The organism is Streptomyces sp. NPDC025833 (assembly GCF_055558055.1).
In genome coordinates this window covers 312,977-331,748 of the sequence record NZ_JBVHNF010000006.1, presented here as the reverse complement: position 1 = coordinate 331,748, position 18,772 = coordinate 312,977, and the positions used below count along the sequence as shown (strand labels likewise).

Genomic DNA, 18,772 nt, shown 5'->3' with positions numbered 1-18,772 from the left:
CGGGTGCGCGGTTCATTGCGTGCAGCGCCCCCCGAACGGCGATTCGTTGCGCACCACCCCGGAGCACCCACACACGGGGCCACGACGCCCGCGCACACGGGGCCACGGGCCCCGGTGCAGCACGCAGTCGATCCGGTCGTGCGGTTCGGGCCGCCCGCTGCCGTCCTCGTGCACGGGGTGGACCGGCGACCAGGTGTGGCCGGGCGAGAGGGCCGGGTCGGGGTGGGCCTCCCGGCAGGAGTCGCGCAGGCCCGCTTCCTCGGCGGCCTTGGTCACCGGCCAGGCGGTGTCCGTCCGGTCCAGGTGCGAGGGTCAGTTGAAGTCGCCGGTCAGGACGACCGGCACGCCCGCGCCCGGCACCCGCTCGATCCGGTGCAACGCGTCCCGGAACCGGGCGAGCCGCACCTCCTGGTGGCGCGTTCGGCCACCAGGACGGTGCGGGCGGAGGGGGACACATGACGAGGGAGGGGAGACTTGTCTGAACAAGTTGGCCCCAGTACGCCCGCCCTCGGTGACGCGTTCATGAACGCCGGCGAAACTTCGACCCCTGTTTCCCTGCATAGTTGCGGCCGGAGCGGTGGGCCCCGCGCTGTCGACTAGGCTGCTCACGCTGTGCACAGACGCCTACACAGAGGGGAAGCATGACGGCGCGACACGAGGAGATCGCCGACGAGCTGCGGCGCGCGATCGGCCACGAGGAGTACGCGGTCGGCAGCCGGCTGCCCTCCGAGTCGGAGCTCGCGGCCCACTACCGCGTCTCGCGCGGCACGGTCCGCCAGGCCGTGGCGGCCCTCACCGCCGAGGGGCTGATCGGTTCCCGCCAGGGTGCCCGCCGCGTGGTGCTCGCCAGCCGTCGCAGCCAGAGCTTCGCGGAACTGCGCAGCTTCGCCCAGTGGGCCCGCGCCATGGGCCGTACGGCCACCGGCCGGGTGGTGTCCCAGGCGTACCGCCCGGCGACCTCCGAGGACGCGGTGCGCCTCCAACTGAGCGCGGGCGAACCGGTATTGCACGTCCTGCGGGTTCGCGGCCTGGACGGTGAGCCGGTACTGCTGGAACGCACGGTGTACGCCGGCTGGATCTCCCCCGCGGTGGAGTCCATCGAGCCCGACTGCCCGTCCGTCACCCAGCGGCTGTACGACGACACGGGCCTGGTCTTCGCCTACGGCGAGCACGTCATCGACGCGGTCGCCTGCGGCGCGCTGGACGCCGAGCTGCTCGGGGTGCGCCGGACCAGCCCGCTGCTGCGGGTGCGGCGCGTGACGACGACGCTGGAGGGCCGCCCGGTGGAGTGGTCGGACGACCGCTACCGCTCGGACGCGGTCAGCTTCAGCGTGCACAACTCGATCGGCAACAACCCGCTCGCGCGCAAGACCGCGGAGTAGCCGGGGCGCACGCCCCCGCCCCCTACCCCGGCGCCCCGGAGGAGAAGCGGCGGAGCAGGGGGGACAGCACCAGGACCGACTTGGTGCGCTCGACGAACGGCTCGCCCGCGATCCGCTCCAGCACGCGCTCGAAGTGGCGCATGTCCGAGGCGAAGACCTGGGCGATCGCGTCCGCGTCGCCGGTGACGGTCGAGGCGGCCACGACCTCCTGGTACCGCTCCAGCCCGCGCTGGATGGTCTCCGGCGAGGTGTTGCGCCGGCAGTGGATCTCGATGTATCCCTCGGTCTCCCAGCCGAGCGCGGCCGGGTCCACCCGGACGGTGAACCCGGTGATGGCTCCGGTGGCCCGCAGCCGGTCCACGCGCCGCTTCACCGCGGGCGCGGACAGGCCGACCGTCTGCCCGATGTCCGCGTAGGAGCGGCGGGCGTCCTCGGCGAGGGCGTGCACGATGCGTTCGTCGAGATCGTTCAGCACAGGGGGTCGTTCACTTCTTCGGTTCGGTCACTTCTCTGCCGCCGCCGCGAGCACCTGACCGGTCGCGAGACGGGAACGGCGATAGCCGTACAGGAAGTAGAACACGAGCCCGGCGGCCATCCAGCATCCGAAGACCACCCAGGTCACGGTGTCGAGGCTGAACATGTTGTAGGCGCAGAACCCGAAGCCCAGCATGGGCAGCACCGGCCCGAACGGCACCCGGAACGTGCGCTCCATGTCCGGCCGCCTGAACCGCAGGACGATCACCGCGATGTTGACCAGCCCGAAGGCGAACAGCGTGCCGATGCTGGTGGCGTCGACGAGCTTGCCCAGCGGGATCAGGGCGGCGAGCACCCCGCAGAAGAGGGAGACGAGCACCGTGTTGAGGCGGGGGGCGCCGGTCTTCGGGTGGATCCGGCCGAGCGCCCTCGGCACCAGGCCGTCGCGGGACATCGCGAAGAGGATGCGGGTCTGGCCGTAGAGCACCGTGAGCACCACGCTGGCGATGGAGATGACCGCGCCCAGCGCGAGCATCGTGCCCCAGAAGGACTGGCCGGTGACATCGTTCATGATCGCGGCGAGGGCGGCCTCCGAGCCGTCGAACCGCTTCCAGTTCCACGCGCCGACGGCGACGCCCGCGACGAGGACGTAGAGCGCGGTGACGATGATCAGCGACAGCATGATCGCCCGCGGCAGGTCGCGCTTGGGGTCCTTCGCCTCCTCGCCGGCGGTGGAGGCGGCGTCGAAGCCGATGTAGGAGAAGAACAGCGTGGCGCCCGCGGCGCTGACACCGGACATGCCGAGCGGCATGAAGTCGCGGTAGTTGCCGGACTTGAAGCCCGTGAAGCCGATCGCGCAGAAGAGCACGAGGGCGGCGATCTTCACACAGACCATGATCGTGTTGGCCCGGGCGGACTCCCGCGCGCCGCCGAGCAGGAACATCATCGCCAGCAGGACGACGATCAGGGCGGGCAGGTTGATGACCCCGCCCTCGCCCGGCGCCGACGCCAGCGCGGAGGGGATGGTGACCCCGACGGTGCCGTCGAGCAGCTCGTTGAGGTACTGGCCCCAGCCGACGGCGACGGCGGCCACCGACACGCCGTACTCCAGCACCAGGCACCAGCCGCAGACCCAGGCGACCAGCTCGCCCAGCGTCGCGTACGCGTAGGAGTAGGACGAGCCGGCGACGGGGATGCTGCCCGCCAGCTCGGCGTAGGACAGGGCCGAGAACAGCGCCGTGAGGCCGGCGATGACGAAGGCCAGGGTCACCGCGGGACCGGCCTTGGGCACGGCCTCGCCGAGGACCACGAAGATGCCGGTGCCGAGCGTGGCACCGATGCTGATCATGGTGAGCTGCCACAGTCCGAGGGAGCGCCTCAGCTCCCCTCCCTCGCCCTGGCCGCCCTCCGCGACCAGGGCTTCCACGGGCTTGCGACGCAACAGGCGCGCGGCGACGCCCGGGGACGCGGGGGCGGCCGGTATCTGGTTTCGCGCGGATGCGCCTTGGTCGAGCACGCGTGGGCTCCTTATCGCCGCCGGTGGGGTCGCGGTGGCGGACCGGCACGACGGCCGGGCCGCGGCGGGGACCGACGGGCCTGCGAGGGCAGGAACCCGCCGAGCGGGGTCCCCGCCACACCACGTATCAGGGCCGACAGGCCCTAGCGCAGCACCCTATGAGGCGGGCCTTCTCGGGCGGAATGCAGCAACCTTGCGCATACCCGCGTCTTCGTTGCGTCCATCCGTGCCGGACGAGAAATCGTTGCGCCGGAGCTGTCGACCGTTGCGCGGCGGTCCGGCGGCCGTCGTCCGCAGTCCACCGCCGGGAAAGGTGTATGCGCCACGCGATTGCGGGCGGCCGCGGCCCGGCGCACACGCCGACGGCCCCCGTCCTCCCAGGCTGCGGGAGGACGGGGGCCGTCGGTACGGGCGGCGGGGGATCAGTTCCAGCTGGCGTGCAGCGGCTTGCCCTCGGCGTAGCCGGCGGCGCTCTGGACGCCGACGATCGCCTTCTCGGCGAACTCCTCCAGGGAGCCGGCACCGGCGTAGGTGCAGGACGAACGCACGCCCGCGATGATCGAGTCGATCAGGTCCTCGACGCCCGGCCGGGCCGGGTCGAGGAACATGCGGGAGGTGGAGATGCCCTCCTCGAACAGCGCCTTGCGGGCGCGGTCGTACGCCGACTCCTCGGAGGTGCGGTTGCGCACGGCGCGGGCGGACGCCATGCCGAAGGACTCCTTGTACGCCCGCCCCTTGGCGTCGTGCTGGAGGTCGCCCGGCGACTCGAAGGTGCCCGCGAACCAGGAGCCGACCATCACGTTGGACGCGCCGGCCGCGAGGGCCATGGCGACGTCGCGCGGGTGCCGGACACCGCCGTCGGCCCAGACGTGCTTGCCGTACTTCCGCGCCTCGGCGGCGCACTCCAGGATGGCGGAGAACTGCGGGCGCCCCACGCCGGTCATCATGCGGGTGGTGCACATGGCGCCCGGTCCGACACCGACCTTGACGATGTCGGCGCCCGCCTCGATCAGGTCCTTGACGCCCTCGGCGGAGACGATGTTGCCGGCCGCGATCGGCACCTGCGGGTCGAGCGCCCGCACCACCCGGACCGCGTTGATCATCGACTCCTGGTGGCCGTGCGCGGTGTCGATGACGAGCGTGTCCACGCCCGCGTCGAGCAGCTGCTTGGCCTTGCCCGCCACATCGCCGTTGATGCCGACGGCGGCGGCTATCCGCAGCCGGCCCCGGGCGTCGACCGCCGGGGTGTACAGCGTGGCGCGCAGGGCGCTCTTGCGGGTCAGGATGCCGGCGAGCCTGCCGTCCCGGTCGACGGCCGGGGCGTAGCGGCGGTTGTGGTGGTCGAGGGTGTTGAAGGCCTCGCGCGGGTCGATGTCCGCGTCCAGCAGGAGCAGGTCCTTGGACATGACGAGTTCGAGCTGGGTGAAGCGGTCGACGCCGGACAGGTCGGCGTCGGTGACGACGCCGACGGGCCGCCCGTCCTCGTCCACGACCACACCGGCGTTGTGCGCCCGCTTGGGCAGCAGCGCCAGGGCGTCGGCGACGGTCTGGTGCGGTGCCAGCACGATCGGGGTGTCCAGCACCAGGTGCCGGCTCTTCACCCAGGACACCACGTCGGTGACGACCTCGATCGGGATGTCCTGCGGGATGACCACGAGCCCGCCGCGGCGGGCGACCGTCTCGGCCATGCGGCGGCCGGCGATGGCGGTCATGTTCGCGACGACGAGCGGGATCGTGGTGCCCGTGCCGTCCGGCGAAGCGAGGTCCACGCCCTGGCGCGAGCCCACCGCGGAGCGGCTCGGCACCATGAACACGTCGTCGTACGTCAGGTCGTACGCGGGCTGGATGTCATTGAGGAAACGCACGTGCCGCACATCCCAGTCGATCAGAGGTGACCCCCGGACAGGTGTGCCAGGGGGAAAGAGCACGTACTTCATTGTCCCATGACGGGGCGACCGTCCCGCCCCCACAGATCCTCCAGGCCCGCCGGACGGGCCTTAGGAGGATCCTCCGAGTGCGAGGGCGACGGTCAGCGCCGGCAGGGTGTCCATGGCGTCCGAGAACACCTCCCGGGCGGTCTCCCACTCCGCCGGCCGCGCCTGCGCGTACGCCTGCCAGTCCCGCACGACGAGGAGCAGCCCCCGCTCCGCCGCCTCCCCGGGCCAGACGGAGGGGTCGGACAGGGAGTCGGCCAGCGCGTCCCAGTTGCGGCCGAACCAGTCGGGCAGCGCCAGGGCGCGGGCGGCGCGGTCCATCAGCCCCGCCTTGTCGGTGACACCGCCCAGGTCGAGCGCGACCACGAGGCGGCCGGTCAGGTCCTCGCTCATCTCAGCACCGCCCGGAACGATTCGTAGTGGTCATCGGTGTAGTACGTCTCCCCGCCCGCGCCGGTGACGAGGCGCCGGGCCCCGCGGTCGCGCGAGCCGGGCGTCGGCACCGTGTACTCGTGGTAGTAGCCGCGCCGCTGTCGGGGCAGGTGCCGCTCGCGGTTGCCGAACACCACCCCGTCCCTGGCGTACGGGAAGGGGCCGCCCCGGTCGACGAGGGCCAGGGTCCTGCGGGCCTCGGCGGGCAGCCGGGACTCCGGGACCACGGCCAGGCCCCCGGCCCACGCCGGGGTCGACCGGGCGGTGCCCGGAGCGGTCCCGGTGTCCGCCGGCGACGCGCAGCCCGCCAGCAGGACGGAGAGGCAGACCAGCAGCCCCGCGAGCACCCGCGGGACGACGGACCGGACGGGTGCACGAGGAACGGGCCGCAGCAGCATGGCGCCGATGCTGCCACGGCCGTCCCGGCCCGGCGACACCGCCTCCCGCGATCAGATCCCGTCCGGGTCCGCGCGGCTGAGCGCCGGCCTCGGCGTCGGGCCCGTCGTCATCAGGTAGTCGGCCGCCGAGGTGTCGGTCACCAGGCTGGTGACCAGTCCGGAGCGGAGCACCGCGTCGATCGCGGAGGCCTTGCGCTGGCCACCCGCGATGGCCACGACCTCCGGGACGCGGCGGAGCTGGTCGGCCTTGACCGTGATGCACCGCTCCCCCAGGTCCCGCCCGATCCGGCGCCCCTCGGCGTCGAAGAGGTGCGCGGACATCTCGGCGGCGACGCCGAGCGAGGCGTAGTGCGCGCGCTCCTCGTCGCTGAGCATGTCGTGCACGGTCGAGATGCCGGGCTCCCAGGAGCCGATGGAGACGCAGGCGACCGTGACCTTGTCGAAGTACTCGAAGGCCCGGGCGATCCCGGTCTGGTTGCGCAGCGCCACCGCGGTGCCCGTGTCCGGCAGCAGCATCGGCGCGTAGATGGGGTGCGCGTCACCGCCGGACACCTGGGCGGCCCTGCGGACCGCCTCCACCGAACCGCGCTCGGCGGTCCCGGCGTCGTACACACCCGTGAGCTGCACCACCGTGCACGGCGGCAGCCGGTCGAGCGCCGCCGCCATGTGGATGGTGGACCGGCCCCAGGCCAGTCCGAGCACGTCCCCCTCGTTGACGAGCTCGCCGAGCAGATCGGCGGCGACCTCGCCGAGGTTCTCGGGGTCGGGCGTCTCCTCGGCCTCGGCCGGGGACTCGACCACGACGGCGTGCCTCAGGCCGTACCGGGCGCGCAGCGCGTCGGAGCGCTCGGCGTCCAGTTCGGCCGGCACACGGATCTCGATGCGCACGAGATCCCGTTCGAGGGCCGTCTCCAGGACCCGGGCCACCTTGAAGCGGCTGACGCCGAACTCCTCCGCGATCTGGATCTTGGACTTGCCCTCGAGGTAGAAGCGGCGGGCCATGGCCGCCGCCTGCACCAGCTCAGCGGGTCCCATCCGCATGGCTGACCGGCCCGCCGACATACCCGACACGGCGATCTCCTCACTGCTGTTCACACTCTGGATTCGCCGTTCATCCTTGCAGATCCGGCGCGGCTGATCCGCCCTGATGGGCGGCGTTCTCTTAACCGTTCACCTGCCTGTGGCTCAGTGGTCGCATGCCCAGCTCGCCCTGGTGGTGGCCGCGTCCGCCCGGCCGCGCAGGGCCCGCACCGCCTCCGCCGGGTCCTCCGCCCCGTAGACGGCCGAGCCGGCGACGAACACGTCCGCCCCGGCGTCCGCGCACCGCTCGATCGTCGAGGCCGAGACACCGCCGTCGACCTGCAACCAGAGCTGGAGGCCGTGCTTGCCGATCAGTTCGCGGGTGCGGCGGATCTTCGGCAGCATGATGTCGAGGAACGCCTGTCCGCCGAAGCCGGGCTCGACCGTCATGATCAGCAGCATGTCGAGTTCCGGCAGCAGGTCCTCGAACGGCTCGATCGGGGTGGCGGGCTTCAGCGCCATGGAGGCGCGGGCGCCCTTCGCGCGGATCTCCCGGGCGAGCCGCACCGGGGCGGCGGCGGCCTCCACGTGGAAGGTGACGGACGACGCCCCCGCCTCGACGTACTGCGGGGCCCACCGGTCGGGGTCCTCGATCATCAGGTGGCAGTCCAGCGGGGTGTCCGTCGCACGGGCCAGGGACTCCACCACCGGCACGCCGAGGGTGAGGTTCGGGACGAAGTGGTTGTCCATGACGTCGACGTGGAGCCAGTCGGCGCCCCGGACCGCCTCGGCCTCGTCCGCGAGGCGGGCGAAGTCGGCGGACAGGATGCTGGGGTTGATCTGCGCGGCCATGCCCCAAGCCTGCCATGCCGCCGCGCCGGGCTGTAGCCGCGGTCCACGGTCCGGTCCCGGCGGGCGCCCCGGCGGGACCGGCCGCCGGGGTTCCCGCGCCCCGCGGGGGGGCGCTGTCCGGTCGGCGTCAGGCGGTCCGGCGGATCAGGGCCAGGTACATCGCGTCCGTGCCGTGCAGGTGGGGCCAGAGCTGGATGTCGGGTCCCTCGCCCAGGTCCGGTACGCCGGGCAGGAGGGGGCGGGCGTCGATCAGGTCGGTGTCCGGGCGCTGCTCGAGGACGTCGGACACGACGGCGCGGGTCTCCGCCAGGTGCGGGGAGCAGGTGGCGTAGCCGACGACCCCGCCGACCCGCACGGAGTCCAGGGCCGTGCCCAGCAGGGCGCGCTGGAGCGGGCCGAAGCTGTCGAGGTCCTCGGGGCGGCGGCGCCAGCGGGCCTCGGGGCGGCGGCGCAGCGCGCCGAGGCCGGTGCACGGGACGTCCACCAGCACCCGGTCGAAGGAGCCGGGCCGCCAGGGCGGGCGGGTGCCGTCGGCCGCGACGACCTGGTACGGCCCCGGGTTGCCGTGCAGCGCCTTCGCGACCAGCCCGGCCCGGTGCGGCTGCTTCTCGGAGGCGAGCAGCGCGGCGCCGCGCTCGGCGGCGAGGGCGGCCAGCAGCGCGGCCTTGCCGCCGGGTCCGGCGCATCCGTCGAGCCACGTCCGGTCCGGGCCGTCCAGCGGGGCGTTGGCGAGCGCAAGGGCGACCAGCTGGCTGCCCTCGTCCTGCACGCCCGCCCGTCCCTCGCGGACGGCGTCGACCGCGCCGGGTTCGCCGCCCTCGGCGAGCCGCACGGCGTACGGCGACCAGCGGCCGGGGACGGCGGCGTCCTCGCGCAGCAGTTCCCCGGTACCGGCCCGGCCGGGCCGGGCGACGAGCGTCACCTCGGGCCGTTCGTTGTCCGCCGCCAGCAGTTCCTCGATGCCGGCCCGGCCGCCGCCGAGGGAGTCCCAGAGCGCCGAGACGACCCAGCGGGGGTGCGAGTGGACGACGGCGAGGTGGTCCTCGGGGTCCTCGTCGTAGGGCGGCGCGACCTTCTCCAGCCAGCCCTGGAGGTCGTCCTGGGCGATCTTGCGGAGGACGGCGTTGACGAACTTCGCGCGCCCGTCGCCGAGCACCACGCGCGCCAGTTCCACGGAGGCGGAGACGGCGGCGTGGGTGGGGATGCGCGTGCCGAGCAGTTGGTGCGCGCCGAGGGCGAGCACGTCGAGCACCGGCGGGTCGACCTCGCGCAGCGGCCGGTCGACGCAGGCGGCGATGACGGCGTCGTAGGTGCCCTGGCGGCGCAGCGTGCCGTACACCAGCTCGGTGGCGAGGGCGGCGTCCCGGGCGTCGAAGTCGCCCTTCTCGCGGGCCTTGCGCAGCAGCGGGGGCAGCACGAGGTTGGCGTACGCGTCCCGTTCGTCCACCGCGCGCAGCGCCTCGAAGGCCAGGATGCGGACGGGGTCCTTCTGAGGACGGCGGTAGGGCTTGGCGGGCTTGCGGGGCCGCCGGGACTGCTCGCTCACGAAAAAGGTGCTCCGGGTGTGAAGAGGGGGATGCGCCTCCAGCCTACGTCGGCGCGGGCCCTCCCCCGTCGTCCGGGGCGTCAGCCGCCGAGGGTCTCGGTCCCGGCGATGCGCACCCCGCGCGCCCAGTCGGCGGCCCGCATCGGCTTCTTGCCCTGGGCCTGCACCCACAGCAGCTCGACGGCGTACGAACCGGTGCCCACGTGCACGCTGTTCTTGCCCGCCGCGAGCGCGCCGGGGGCGAGGTCCGTGCGCTCGGGCACCGGCTTGACCTGGATGAGCTTGAGCCGCTCGCCGCGGAAGGTGGTCCAGGCGCCGGGGGCCGGGGTGCAGCCGCGCACCACCCGGTCGACGCGCAGCGCGGGCGCCGCCCAATCCACCCGGGCGTCCTCGACGGTGATCTTCGGCGCGAGGGTGACGCCCTCGGCGGGCTGCGGCACGGCCTTCAGGGTGCCGTCCCCGATGCCGTCCATGGTGGCGGCGAGCAGCCCGGCGCCGGCGAGGGCGAGCCGGGTCAGCAGGTCGCCGCTGGTGTCGGTGGGGCGGATCTCCTCGGTCACGGTCCCGTAGACGGGCCCCGAGTCGAGCCCCTCCTCGATGAGGAAGGTGGAGGCACCCGTGATCTCGTCGCCCGCCATCAGGGAGTGCTGCACGGGCGCGGCGCCGCGCCAGGCGGGCAGCAGGGAGAAGTGCAGGTTGACCCAGCCGTGGGCCGGGATGTCCAGGGCGGCCTTCGGCAGCAGGGCGCCGTAGGCGACGACGGGGCAGCAGTCCGGGGCGATCTCCCGCAGCCGCGCCAGGAACTCCGGGTCGCGCGGCTTGACGGGCTTGAGGATCTCGATGCCGGCCTCCTCCGCCCGCTGGGCCACGGGTGAGGCGACCATCCTGCGCCCGCGCCCGGCCGGTGCGTCGGGCCGCGTGACGACGGCGGCCACCTCGTGCCGCCCGGAGGCGAGCAGGGCGTCCAGGGCGGGGACGGCGACCTCGGGGGTGCCGGCGAAGACGAGCTTCATGGGCGGGATCGGGCCTCTCGGGCGGGGGCGGGCGGCGCACCAGTCTATGACCACGGGCGTGCGGACGCCGACGGCGAGCGCCCGCGCCGACCGCCCGGCCGACCGGGCCGACGGCCGCCGGGGAACGGGCGGTGAGCGGACCGGGGGGACGCCTCCGGCACCGGGCACGGCGCGCGACCGGGCGACCGGCGTACGCGGATTTCCGTACGCCCCCACCCCGTGACCAGCGGAGCACAGGCGCGTTGGTCAAGAAAGAGTTGACCACACCGGACCGCCCGCGCGGCCCGATTCCTTTCAACGCCGGTTCGAGAGGCTTGTTCATGGCCGACCACGCAACCCACGACGCCCAGGCCCGGGCCAGCCTGCACTTGCTGGTGCGGGACATCGAGCGGGTCCGCCGGCAGGTGGACGCGCTGCGCACGCTCACCGCCCAACTGGGCAACGTCTACCGTCCGCGCCGCTCCGGCCCCTCCACGGGCTTCGTCGTCTACGGACGCGCTCCCGCCCCGACGGTGCGCCTCGCCCAGGAACTGCGGGACAGCGTCGAAACCCTGGTCACGGCCGCCGTGGACTTCGACCGCTCGCTGGGCTTCTCGTGGGACGCGGTGGGCTCGGCCCTCGGGGTCACCAAACAGGCGGTGCACCGCCGCTACGGCGCCCGCCGCGCCGCGGCCCAGGCCGCCGCGGAGACGGAGCGGAGCCCGGAACCGTCCGGCACCCGCACGCTCAGCGCGAACGCGGGGCTCCCCGCCGTGCCGACGGTCCCCGCGGCCCGCTCCATGCCCACCCAGCCGACCGCGGGCAGCCCGACGCTGCGCGAGGACCCCCGGCCGACGGCCTTCCCGAGCCCGCGCAACGGCTGACGGCCCCCGCACCGCCGCCCTCCCGGCCTGTACCCGGGAGGGCAGCCGCATACCCGGGCCCGGGCAACGGCCCCCCGGACCCGCATGGCCACGAGGCGGCACCATGGTCAGCCGCGTCCGGCGGATCGATGCGCGGCCGGCACGGCACCGCTGCCGGGCGGCCCCCGGCCGAGCGCCCCCTCCCCGTACTCGCCGGCCGCCGGCGCCCCGGTCCTCTGCTGCCGACCCGGCGGCGGTACCAGCCCCAGCAGCTCGCCGGCCGTGTCCGGCGGTTCGATGCGCGGCGGTCTTGGCCACGGCGGCCGGCGCCACCCCACTTCCGGACGGCACCCGGACAGGCGCCCGCTCCCAAGCGGCGCCCGGCAGCGCTCAGCCGATGTCCAGCGGACCGACCCGCGCCCTCACAGCCGCACCTACTCCGCGCCATCCGCGCGGCGGTCAGCCTCGCACCGCTGCCGGGCCACGCCCCGAACCCGCGCGACTGCCCCGGCGACGGCGACAGACGACGGCCAGCCGATGCCCAGCGGATCGCCGCGCACTCGCACCGCCTCACCACTCCCCCCGCGCCCCGCACGGTCCCCAGCACGACAGCCAGCGCCACCCCACTGCCGGGCCGCACCCCGGACCCCCGCAGCTCACCGAGCGACGGCACCCGGACACACCCGGCAGACCCGGCGACGGCGACCGGCGGCGCTCAGCCGGTGCCCAGCGGACCAACCCGCACCCGCACCGCCTCACCACTCCCCCGCGCCCCGCGCGCCCCGCACGGTCCTCAGCACGACAGCCAGCGCCACCCCACTGCCGGGCCGCGCCCCGGACACGCGCCCACCCCCGCAGCGCCCATAGCGACGGCGACCGGCGGCGCTCAGCCGATGTCCGGTGGGTCGACCCGCACCCGTACCGCCTCGCCGCTCCCCCGCGCCATCCGCGCGGCCTGCGCGGTCTTCAGCGCGGTGGCCAGCGCCGCGCCACTGCCGGGCGGCACCCGGATGAGCGCGCGTTCCCAGTGCTCACCGGGCGGCGGCGCCCCGGGCCTGCGCGGCCGGCCCGGTGGCGGGGGTGGCAGCGGTACCGGCCCCAGCAGTTCGGCGTCCGGCGGCAGGTCGACCGCCTCCAGGAACTCGGCGACGGCCGCAGGCGGCCCGGACACGGCCGCCATCCGGGACACCGGCGGAAAGCCCAGTTCGGCCCGCTCGGCCAGTTCCCGCACGGCGTGCCCGACGGGGTCCCAGCGCACCAGGGCCTGTACGGGCCGCAGGGTCGGCTCGGCCACCACGACCACGGTGCCCCCCTCGGTCTGGGGCCGGACCAGCGCGGCGGCCGCGATCCACCGGCGCAGCGCGTCCTCACCGGCCCGCAGATCGGGTCGTACGAGCATGGCCCAGCCGTCCAGCAGCAGGGCCGCCGCGTAGCCGCCCTCGGCGACCGGTTCCGCGCCCGGTGTGCTGACCACCAGCGCGGGCGCGTCCGGGACGGTGTCCAGCACGTGCTCGCGCCCCGAGGTGCGCACCGGCACCGCGGGGAAGGCCCGCCCCAGCTCCTCGGCGGTGCGGCGGGCCCCCACGACCTGGGCGCGCAGCCGGAAGCCGCCGCACTCCGGGCAGTGCCAGGCGCCCTCCTCGCGCCCGCACCACCCGCAGCGCAGGACGCCCCCGTCCTGTCCTTCGAGCGGGCCCGAGCAGTGCCGGCACCGCGCGGGCTCCCGGCACCGCGCGCAGGCCATGCGGGGCGCGTAGCCCCGCCGGGGCACCTGCACCAGCACCGGGCCGTGCCGCAGTCCCTCCCGGGCCGCCTGCCAGGCGAGCGTGGGGAGCCGGGCGGCGCGGGCGGCCTCGTCGCGCGCGAGGTCCTCGTCCCCGACCGTCCGGACGAGGGGCGCGGTGCGCCGCACCTGCTCCCGCCCGGCGAGCAGGGGCCGGGCCCAGCCGCTCTCCACGAGCTGTGCGGCCTCCACGGTGCAGCTCCAGCCGCCCAGCAGGAAGGCGCACTTGTCCAGCGCGGCGCGCAGCAGGAGCACGTCCCGGGCGTGCGGCTGCGGGGCGTGCTGCTCGCTGTGGCTGTCGTCCCCGTCGTCCCAGACGGCGACGAGCCCGAGGTCGCGCACCGGCGCGAACATCGCCGCCCGGGTCCCGACGACGGCGTGCACGGAGCCGCGCCGCACGGCCAGCCACTGCGCGTAGCGCTTCTCGGGGCCGGCGTCGGCGGTGAGCAGCGCGTGCCGGCCGGGCCCGAGCAGCGCGGTCAGCGCGGCGTCCACGCGGGCGGCGGCCCGCCCGTCCGGGACGACGACGAGGGCGCCGCGTCCGGACGCGAGGGTGGCGGCGACGGCCCGGGCCAGCTCCTCGCTCCACAGCGGCCCGGGCAGCGCGTTCCACACGGCCCTGGGCGCCCCGCCGGCGGCCAGCGCGTCGAGGAAGGCGCCACCGTGCTCGTAGCGCGTCCAGGAGCCGGGTCCGGGTGCCTTCGGCGGTGGCAGCGGTTCGGGGGACGTCCGCCGCTCGGCGCGGGCGCTGCGCGGGGGCACGGCCAGTTGCAGGACGTCGGCGAGGCTGCCCGCGTACCGGTCGGCGACGGCCCGGACGAGGCCGAGCAGTTCCTCGCTCAGCACCCGCTCCGGCGACACGACCTGGGCGAGCGCCGCCAGGGGTCCGGAGTAGTCGGACTCGGCCCGCCGTTCGACGAGGAAGCCGTCGACGAGTCCGCCGCCTTCCCGGCGTCCCTCGCGCACCCGGTGCCGCCCGGCCCCGAACCGCACCCGCACCCGCACACCGGGCTGCGCCTCGGCGTCCAGTTCCTCGGGGACGGCGTAGTCGAAGTACCGGTCGAGGTGCAGCACGCCCTTGTCGACCAGGACCCGGGCGACGGGCAGTTCCCCGGCGAGCGCAGCGCCCCGCCAGGTGCGCGGCTTGGCGCGGGGCACCTTGGCCTCGCGCACGCTCTCCCGGATGAGCGCGAGCTGCTCCGGCGGCGCCCCCTCAGCCCCGCCGTCCCCGTCCCCTCGGGACGCCCCGTTCTCGCTGCTCACGCTTGCATTCTTACCAAACGCGACCGACAACGCCGGTCCGGCCCGCACCCTCCGGGACCGTAGCGGCATCGGACGCGAGGCCGGCCGGGACCGGCCCGGAACACGCCGAGGCCCGGCTCCCGCGTCGGGGGGGGCCGGGCCTCGGTGAGCGGTCGGGTGCCTACAGGCCCGCGGCGGCGCGCAGGGCGTCCACGCGGTCCGTGCGCTCCCAGGTGAAGTCGGGCAGCTCGCGGCCGAAGTGGCCGTACGCCGCCGTCTGGGCGTAGATCGGGCGGAGCAGGTCGAGGTCGCGGATGATCGCGGCCGGGCGGAGGTCGAAGACGTCGTCGATCGCCTTCTCGATCCGCTCGGAGTCGACCTTGGCGGTGCCGAAGGTCTCCACGAACAGACCGACCGGCTCGGCCTTGCCGATGGCGTAGGCGACCTGGACCTCGCAGCGGGAGGCCAGGCCGGCCGCCACGACGTTCTTGGCGACCCAGCGCATCGCGTACGCAGCCGAGCGGTCCACCTTGGACGGGTCCTTGCCGGAGAAGGCGCCGCCGCCGTGGCGGGCCATGCCGCCGTAGGTGTCGATGATGATCTTGCGGCCGGTCAGGCCGGCGTCACCCATCGGGCCGCCGATCTCGAAGCGGCCGGTCGGGTTGACCAGCAGGCGGTAGCCCTCGGTGTCCAGCTTGATGCCCTCGTCCAGGAGCGCCTTCAGCTCCGGCTCCACGACGAACTCGCGGATGTCGGGCGCGAGCAGCGACTCCAGGTCGATGTCGGAGGCGTGCTGGGAGGAGACGACCACCGTGTCGAGGCGGACGGCCTTGTCGCCGTCGTACTCGATGGTGACCTGCGTCTTGCCGTCGGGGCGCAGGTAGGGGATGGTGCCGTTCTTGCGGACCTCGGAGAGCCGCTTGGACAGGCGGTGCGCGAGGAAGACCGGCAGCGGCATCAGGGTCGGCGTCTCGTCGGACGCGTAGCCGAACATCAGGCCCTGGTCGCCCGCACCCTGCCGGTCCAGCTCGTCATCGTCGCCCTCGACCCGGTTCTCGTACGCCGTGTCGACACCCTGCGCGATGTCCGGGGACTGCGCGCCGATGGACACCGACACGCCGCAGGAGGCACCGTCGAAGCCCTTCTTCGAGGAGTCGTAGCCGATCTCCAGGATCTTGCCGCGGACGAGGGTCGCGATGTCCGCGTACGCCTTCGTCGTCACCTCACCGGCCACGTGCACCAGGCCGGTGGTGATGAGCGTCTCCACGGCGACCCGGGAGGTCGGGTCCTCGCGCAGAAGCGCGTCGAGAATGGTGTCGCTGATCTGGTCAGCGATCTTGTCGGGGTGACCCTCGGTCACGGACTCCGAGGTGAACAGGCGACGGGACACAACGCTCCCTGTGGTTGCAGCGGCTGCTGGCTGATCATTTGCGGAGGACACGGGGCTGCGCCCGGCGTCGACCGTGAACAGTTTATCGGTCGCACTCGGCCGATGGGCCACCGTCTCGCCTCTCGGGAGCGCTGTGACCTGCGGCACGGGCATTCTGCACAATGGCGAGCGGCCTTGGCCAGAGCCGCCACACCCGATTTGAGCCGGGCGCGCGCCGTCACCGGGTTCACCCGATCACGCGCCGGGCGTTAGGCCAGCCGATCCACGACCAGGTCCCAGACCGTGTCGGCGAGGGCCTCCTTGGGGCCGTACGGCACCGGGGTCTCGCTGCCGTCGGCACCCAGCACGACGGCCTCGTTCTCCTCGGAACCGAAGGTCTTGCGCTCGCCGACCTCGTTGACCACGAGAAGGTCGCAGCCCTTGCGGGCGAGCTTGGCGCGGCCGTTGGCGAGGACGTCGTCGGTCTCGGCGGCGAAGCCGACGATCACCTGTCCGGCGCGGGCCCGATCGGCGGAGATCTCCGCGAGGATGTCCGGATTTCGCACCAGGACGATCGGGTCGGGGTCCCGGCCGTCCTTCTTCTTGATCTTCCCGGTGGCGTAGGCGGCCGGCCGGAAGTCGGCGACGGCGGCGGCCATGACCACGGCGTCGGCGTCCGCCGCGGCCTTCAGGACGGCCTCGCGCAGCTGCACGGCCGTGCCGGCCCGGACGACGTCCACGCCCGCCGGGTCGGGCAGGCCCGCGTTGGCCGAGACGAGGGTCACCCGGGCGCCGCGGGCCGCGGCGGTGCGGGCGAGGGCGTAGCCCTGCTTGCCGGAGGAGCGGTTGCCGAGGAAGCGGACCGGGTCGAGCGGCTCGCGGGTGCCGCCGGCGGAGACGACGACGTGCCGTCCGGCCAGGTCGGGCGCGCCGGTGCCGCGGGCCAGCACCCGGCGGCAGACCTCGAAGATCTCCCCCGGGTCCGGCAGCCGGCCCTTGCCGGTGTCGACGCCGGTGAGGCGGCCCACGGCGGGCTCGACGACCACGGCGCCGCGGCGGCGCAGCGTGGCCACGTTCTCCTGGGTGGCGGGGTGCTCCCACATCTCGGTGTGCATCGCCGGGGCGAAGACCACCGGGCAGCGGGCGGTGAGGAGCGTGTTGGTGAGGAGGTCGTCGGCGAGGCCGTGGGCGGCCTTGGCGAGCATGTCCGCGGTGGCCGGGGCGACGACCACCAGGTCGGCGTGCTGGCCGATGCGGACGTGCGGCACCTCGTGGACGCCGTCCCAGACCTCGGTGGACACCGGGTTGCCCGAGAGCGCGGACCAGGTGGCGGCGCCGACGAAATGCAGCGCGGAGGCGGTGGGCACGACGCGGACGTCGTGGCCCGACTCCGTGAACCTCCGCAGCAGCTCACAGGCCTTGTAGGCGGCGATGCCACCGCTGACCCCCAGCACGACCCTCGGCTTGTCCACCGTGTCTCCCCGGACTCGAAACCTCGACGCGAACCGTACGACTCGAAACGTACGACTCCATGACACACCACGGGCCCGGCAGTGTGACTGCCGGGCCCGTGGATGAGTCGACCGCGATCCGAACGACTACTGCGCGGGGCCCTCGACGGCCTCGGAGGTCAGCAGACCGGCGTTGATCTCGCGCAGGGCGATGGAGAGCGGCTTCTCGTGCACGTGGGTGTCGACGAGCGGACCGACGTACTCCAGGAGGCCCTCACCGAGCTGCGAGTAGTACGCGTTGATCTGGCGCGCACGCTTGGCCGCGTAGATCACGAGGCTGTACTTCGAGTCGGTCGCCTCGAGAAGCTCGTCGATCGGCGGGTTGATGATGCCCTCGGGCGCGGTGATGGAAGAGGACACGCTCTACCTTCCGATGGATGGAAAAGATTCGATCATCGTGATCACAGTCACGATCACACCATGTCCATCAAGGCTAGCAGCTCGCGGGCCACGTCCTCGACGGAGGTGTTCACCAGGGTGACGTCGAACTCCGGCTCGGCCGCCAGTTCCGTCGTCGCAGCCTCCAGGCGGCGCTCGATGACCTCGGGCGGCTCGGTCCCCCGGCCGGTCAGCCTGCGCACCAGCTCCTCCCAGGAGGGCGGGGCCAGGAACACGAGCTGGGCGTCCGTCATCGACTCGCGGACCTGCCGGGCCCCCTGGAGGTCGATCTCCAGCAGCACGGGCTCGCCGTTCTCCAGCCGCTCCAGCACGGCCGCGCGGGGCGTGCCGTACCGGTTGCCGGCGAACTCGGCCCACTCCAGCAGCTCGCCGTTGGCGATCAGCTTGTCCATCTCCTCGTCGGTGACGAAGAAGTAGTGGACACCGTGCTGCTCACCGGGGCGCGGCGTGCGGGTGGTCGCCGACACCGAGAGCCAGACGTCGGGGTGTTCCTTGCGCATATGGGCGACGACCGTGCTCTTGCCGACCCCCGAGGGGCCGGAGAGCACGGTCAGCCGCGGACGTTCACTCATGCAGCGATTATTCCAGCAATCCCGGAGTGCCCGGGACGCCCCGTCCGATTCCCGCTCGCGCGGGGAGCCGGAGTCAGGAGCCGGTGCTGCCGAACTCACGCTCCAGGGAGGCGATCTGGTTGGATCCGAGACCGCGCACACGACGGCTCTCGGAGATGCCCAGACGCTCCATGATCTGCTTGGCGCGGACCTTGCCCACGCCCGGCAGGGACTCGAGCAGCGCCGAGACCTTCATCTTGCCGATGACGTCGTTTTCCTGGCCCTGCTTGATGACCTCGTGCAGGGAGGCGCCGGAGTGCTTGAGTCGATTCTTGACCTCGGCCCGCTCCCGGCGAGCCGCGGCGGCCTTTTCGAGCGCGGCTGCGCGCTGTTCAGGGGTAAGGGGCGGAAGAGCCACGCCTACGTCACCTCGGATGTCGAACTGTCGGATACGGACCGGTGAGGAACCTAGTCGCCCCACACCTGGGGAGCCACGAGCAACACGCTC

Annotated in this window: 17 protein-coding genes and 1 pseudogene; 2 read left to right on the top strand and 16 right to left on the bottom strand. The window is 73.9% G+C overall.

The window, feature by feature from the left end; all coding sequences use genetic code 11:
• Positions 1–12: 12 nt before the first annotated feature.
• Positions 13–414, bottom strand: a pseudogene (locus tag ACZ4K2_RS13025) (hypothetical protein); the annotation flags it as partial.
• 227 nt (positions 415–641) lie between these two features.
• On the opposite strand from ACZ4K2_RS13025, the gene ACZ4K2_RS13020 reads away from it, so the two are divergent.
• Complete coding sequence (locus tag ACZ4K2_RS13020; protein ID WP_467473349.1) at positions 642–1,382, top strand: GntR family transcriptional regulator; 741 nt, start codon at positions 642–644, stop codon at positions 1,380–1,382.
• Positions 1,383–1,404: 22 nt separating this feature from the next.
• On the opposite strand, the gene ACZ4K2_RS13015 is transcribed toward ACZ4K2_RS13020, so the two are convergent.
• The 9 genes from ACZ4K2_RS13015 to fmt form a co-directional block, all read right to left on the bottom strand.
• Positions 1,405–1,857, bottom strand: coding sequence for an Lrp/AsnC family transcriptional regulator (locus tag ACZ4K2_RS13015; RefSeq protein WP_467473347.1), 453 nt, complete (start codon positions 1,855–1,857; stop codon positions 1,405–1,407).
• 27 nt (positions 1,858–1,884) lie between these two features.
• Positions 1,885–3,372, bottom strand: a complete 1,488-nt coding sequence (locus tag ACZ4K2_RS13010; protein ID WP_467473345.1) for an amino acid permease — start codon at positions 3,370–3,372, stop codon at positions 1,885–1,887.
• A 422-nt stretch (positions 3,373–3,794) separates the two neighbouring features.
• Positions 3,795–5,237 (bottom strand): GuaB1 family IMP dehydrogenase-related protein, encoded by a 1,443-nt coding sequence (locus ACZ4K2_RS13005; protein ID WP_467473343.1) that lies wholly within the window; start codon positions 5,235–5,237, stop codon positions 3,795–3,797.
• Positions 5,238–5,369: 132 nt separating this feature from the next.
• Positions 5,370–5,699, bottom strand: coding sequence for a barstar family protein (locus tag ACZ4K2_RS13000; protein WP_467473342.1), 330 nt, complete (start codon positions 5,697–5,699; stop codon positions 5,370–5,372).
• Positions 5,696–6,136, bottom strand: a complete 441-nt coding sequence (locus tag ACZ4K2_RS12995) for a guanyl-specific ribonuclease (protein WP_467473341.1) — start codon at positions 6,134–6,136, stop codon at positions 5,696–5,698. Before ACZ4K2_RS12995 ends, ACZ4K2_RS13000 begins: the two co-directional genes overlap by 4 nt.
• 51 nt (positions 6,137–6,187) lie before the next feature.
• Positions 6,188–7,231 (bottom strand): sugar-binding transcriptional regulator, encoded by a 1,044-nt coding sequence (locus ACZ4K2_RS12990; RefSeq protein ID WP_467473339.1) that lies wholly within the window; start codon positions 7,229–7,231, stop codon positions 6,188–6,190.
• 90 nt (positions 7,232–7,321) lie between these two features.
• Entirely contained in the window at positions 7,322–8,008 is a 687-nt protein-coding gene (rpe, locus tag ACZ4K2_RS12985; RefSeq protein ID WP_467473338.1) for a ribulose-phosphate 3-epimerase, read from the bottom strand.
• 127 nt (positions 8,009–8,135) lie between these two features.
• Entirely contained in the window at positions 8,136–9,554 is a 1,419-nt protein-coding gene (locus tag ACZ4K2_RS12980) for an RsmB/NOP family class I SAM-dependent RNA methyltransferase (protein ID WP_467473337.1), read from the bottom strand.
• A gap of 80 nt (positions 9,555–9,634) precedes the next feature.
• A complete protein-coding gene (gene fmt, locus ACZ4K2_RS12975) occupies positions 9,635–10,567 on the bottom strand; it encodes a methionyl-tRNA formyltransferase (RefSeq protein ID WP_467473336.1) in 933 nt (310 codons plus the stop codon).
• 320 nt (positions 10,568–10,887) lie between these two features.
• Here fmt and ACZ4K2_RS12970 point away from each other — a divergent pair, with 320 nt between their 5' ends.
• Positions 10,888–11,430, top strand: coding sequence for a hypothetical protein (locus tag ACZ4K2_RS12970; RefSeq protein WP_467473334.1), 543 nt, complete (start codon positions 10,888–10,890; stop codon positions 11,428–11,430).
• Between the two features lie 865 nt (positions 11,431–12,295).
• Here ACZ4K2_RS12970 and ACZ4K2_RS12965 read toward each other — a convergent pair.
• The 6 genes from ACZ4K2_RS12965 to ACZ4K2_RS12940 form a co-directional block, all read right to left on the bottom strand.
• Positions 12,296–14,455 carry a primosomal protein N' gene (locus tag ACZ4K2_RS12965; protein ID WP_467473333.1) on the bottom strand — a complete coding sequence of 720 codons (2,160 nt, stop codon included), beginning with the start codon at positions 14,453–14,455 and terminating at the stop codon, positions 12,296–12,298.
• Positions 14,456–14,615: 160 nt separating this feature from the next.
• Positions 14,616–15,824 carry a methionine adenosyltransferase gene (gene metK / locus ACZ4K2_RS12960; RefSeq protein WP_467473332.1) on the bottom strand — a complete coding sequence of 403 codons (1,209 nt, stop codon included), beginning with the start codon at positions 15,822–15,824 and terminating at the stop codon, positions 14,616–14,618.
• Between the two features lie 248 nt (positions 15,825–16,072).
• Positions 16,073–17,275 (bottom strand): bifunctional phosphopantothenoylcysteine decarboxylase/phosphopantothenate--cysteine ligase CoaBC, encoded by a 1,203-nt coding sequence (gene coaBC / locus ACZ4K2_RS12955; protein ID WP_467473330.1) that lies wholly within the window; start codon positions 17,273–17,275, stop codon positions 16,073–16,075.
• Between the two features lie 126 nt (positions 17,276–17,401).
• Entirely contained in the window at positions 17,402–17,674 is a 273-nt protein-coding gene (gene rpoZ, locus ACZ4K2_RS12950) for a DNA-directed RNA polymerase subunit omega (protein ID WP_003982715.1), read from the bottom strand.
• A 53-nt stretch (positions 17,675–17,727) separates the two neighbouring features.
• A complete protein-coding gene (gene gmk / locus ACZ4K2_RS12945; RefSeq protein ID WP_467473329.1) occupies positions 17,728–18,285 on the bottom strand; it encodes a guanylate kinase in 558 nt (185 codons plus the stop codon).
• A gap of 73 nt (positions 18,286–18,358) precedes the next feature.
• The gene (locus ACZ4K2_RS12940) at positions 18,359–18,682 is read right to left on the bottom strand and encodes an integration host factor (RefSeq protein WP_003977346.1); all 324 of its coding nucleotides are present in this window, start codon (positions 18,680–18,682) and stop codon (positions 18,359–18,361) included.
• Positions 18,683–18,772 lie beyond the last annotated feature (90 nt).

Coding starts and splice junctions, on each gene's coding strand:
- ACZ4K2_RS13020 (WP_467473349.1), top strand. CDS start 642: ATGACGGCGCGACACGAGGAGATCGCCGACGAGCTGCGGCGCGCGATC.
- ACZ4K2_RS13000 (WP_467473342.1), bottom strand. CDS start 5,699: ATGAGCGAGGACCTGACCGGCCGCCTCGTGGTCGCGCTCGACCTGGGC.
- ACZ4K2_RS12995 (WP_467473341.1), bottom strand. CDS start 6,136: ATGCTGCTGCGGCCCGTTCCTCGTGCACCCGTCCGGTCCGTCGTCCCG.
- rpe (WP_467473338.1), bottom strand. CDS start 8,008: ATGGCCGCGCAGATCAACCCCAGCATCCTGTCCGCCGACTTCGCCCGC.
- fmt (WP_467473336.1), bottom strand. CDS start 10,567: ATGAAGCTCGTCTTCGCCGGCACCCCCGAGGTCGCCGTCCCCGCCCTG.
- ACZ4K2_RS12970 (WP_467473334.1), top strand. CDS start 10,888: ATGGCCGACCACGCAACCCACGACGCCCAGGCCCGGGCCAGCCTGCAC.
- gmk (WP_467473329.1), bottom strand. CDS start 18,285: ATGAGTGAACGTCCGCGGCTGACCGTGCTCTCCGGCCCCTCGGGGGTC.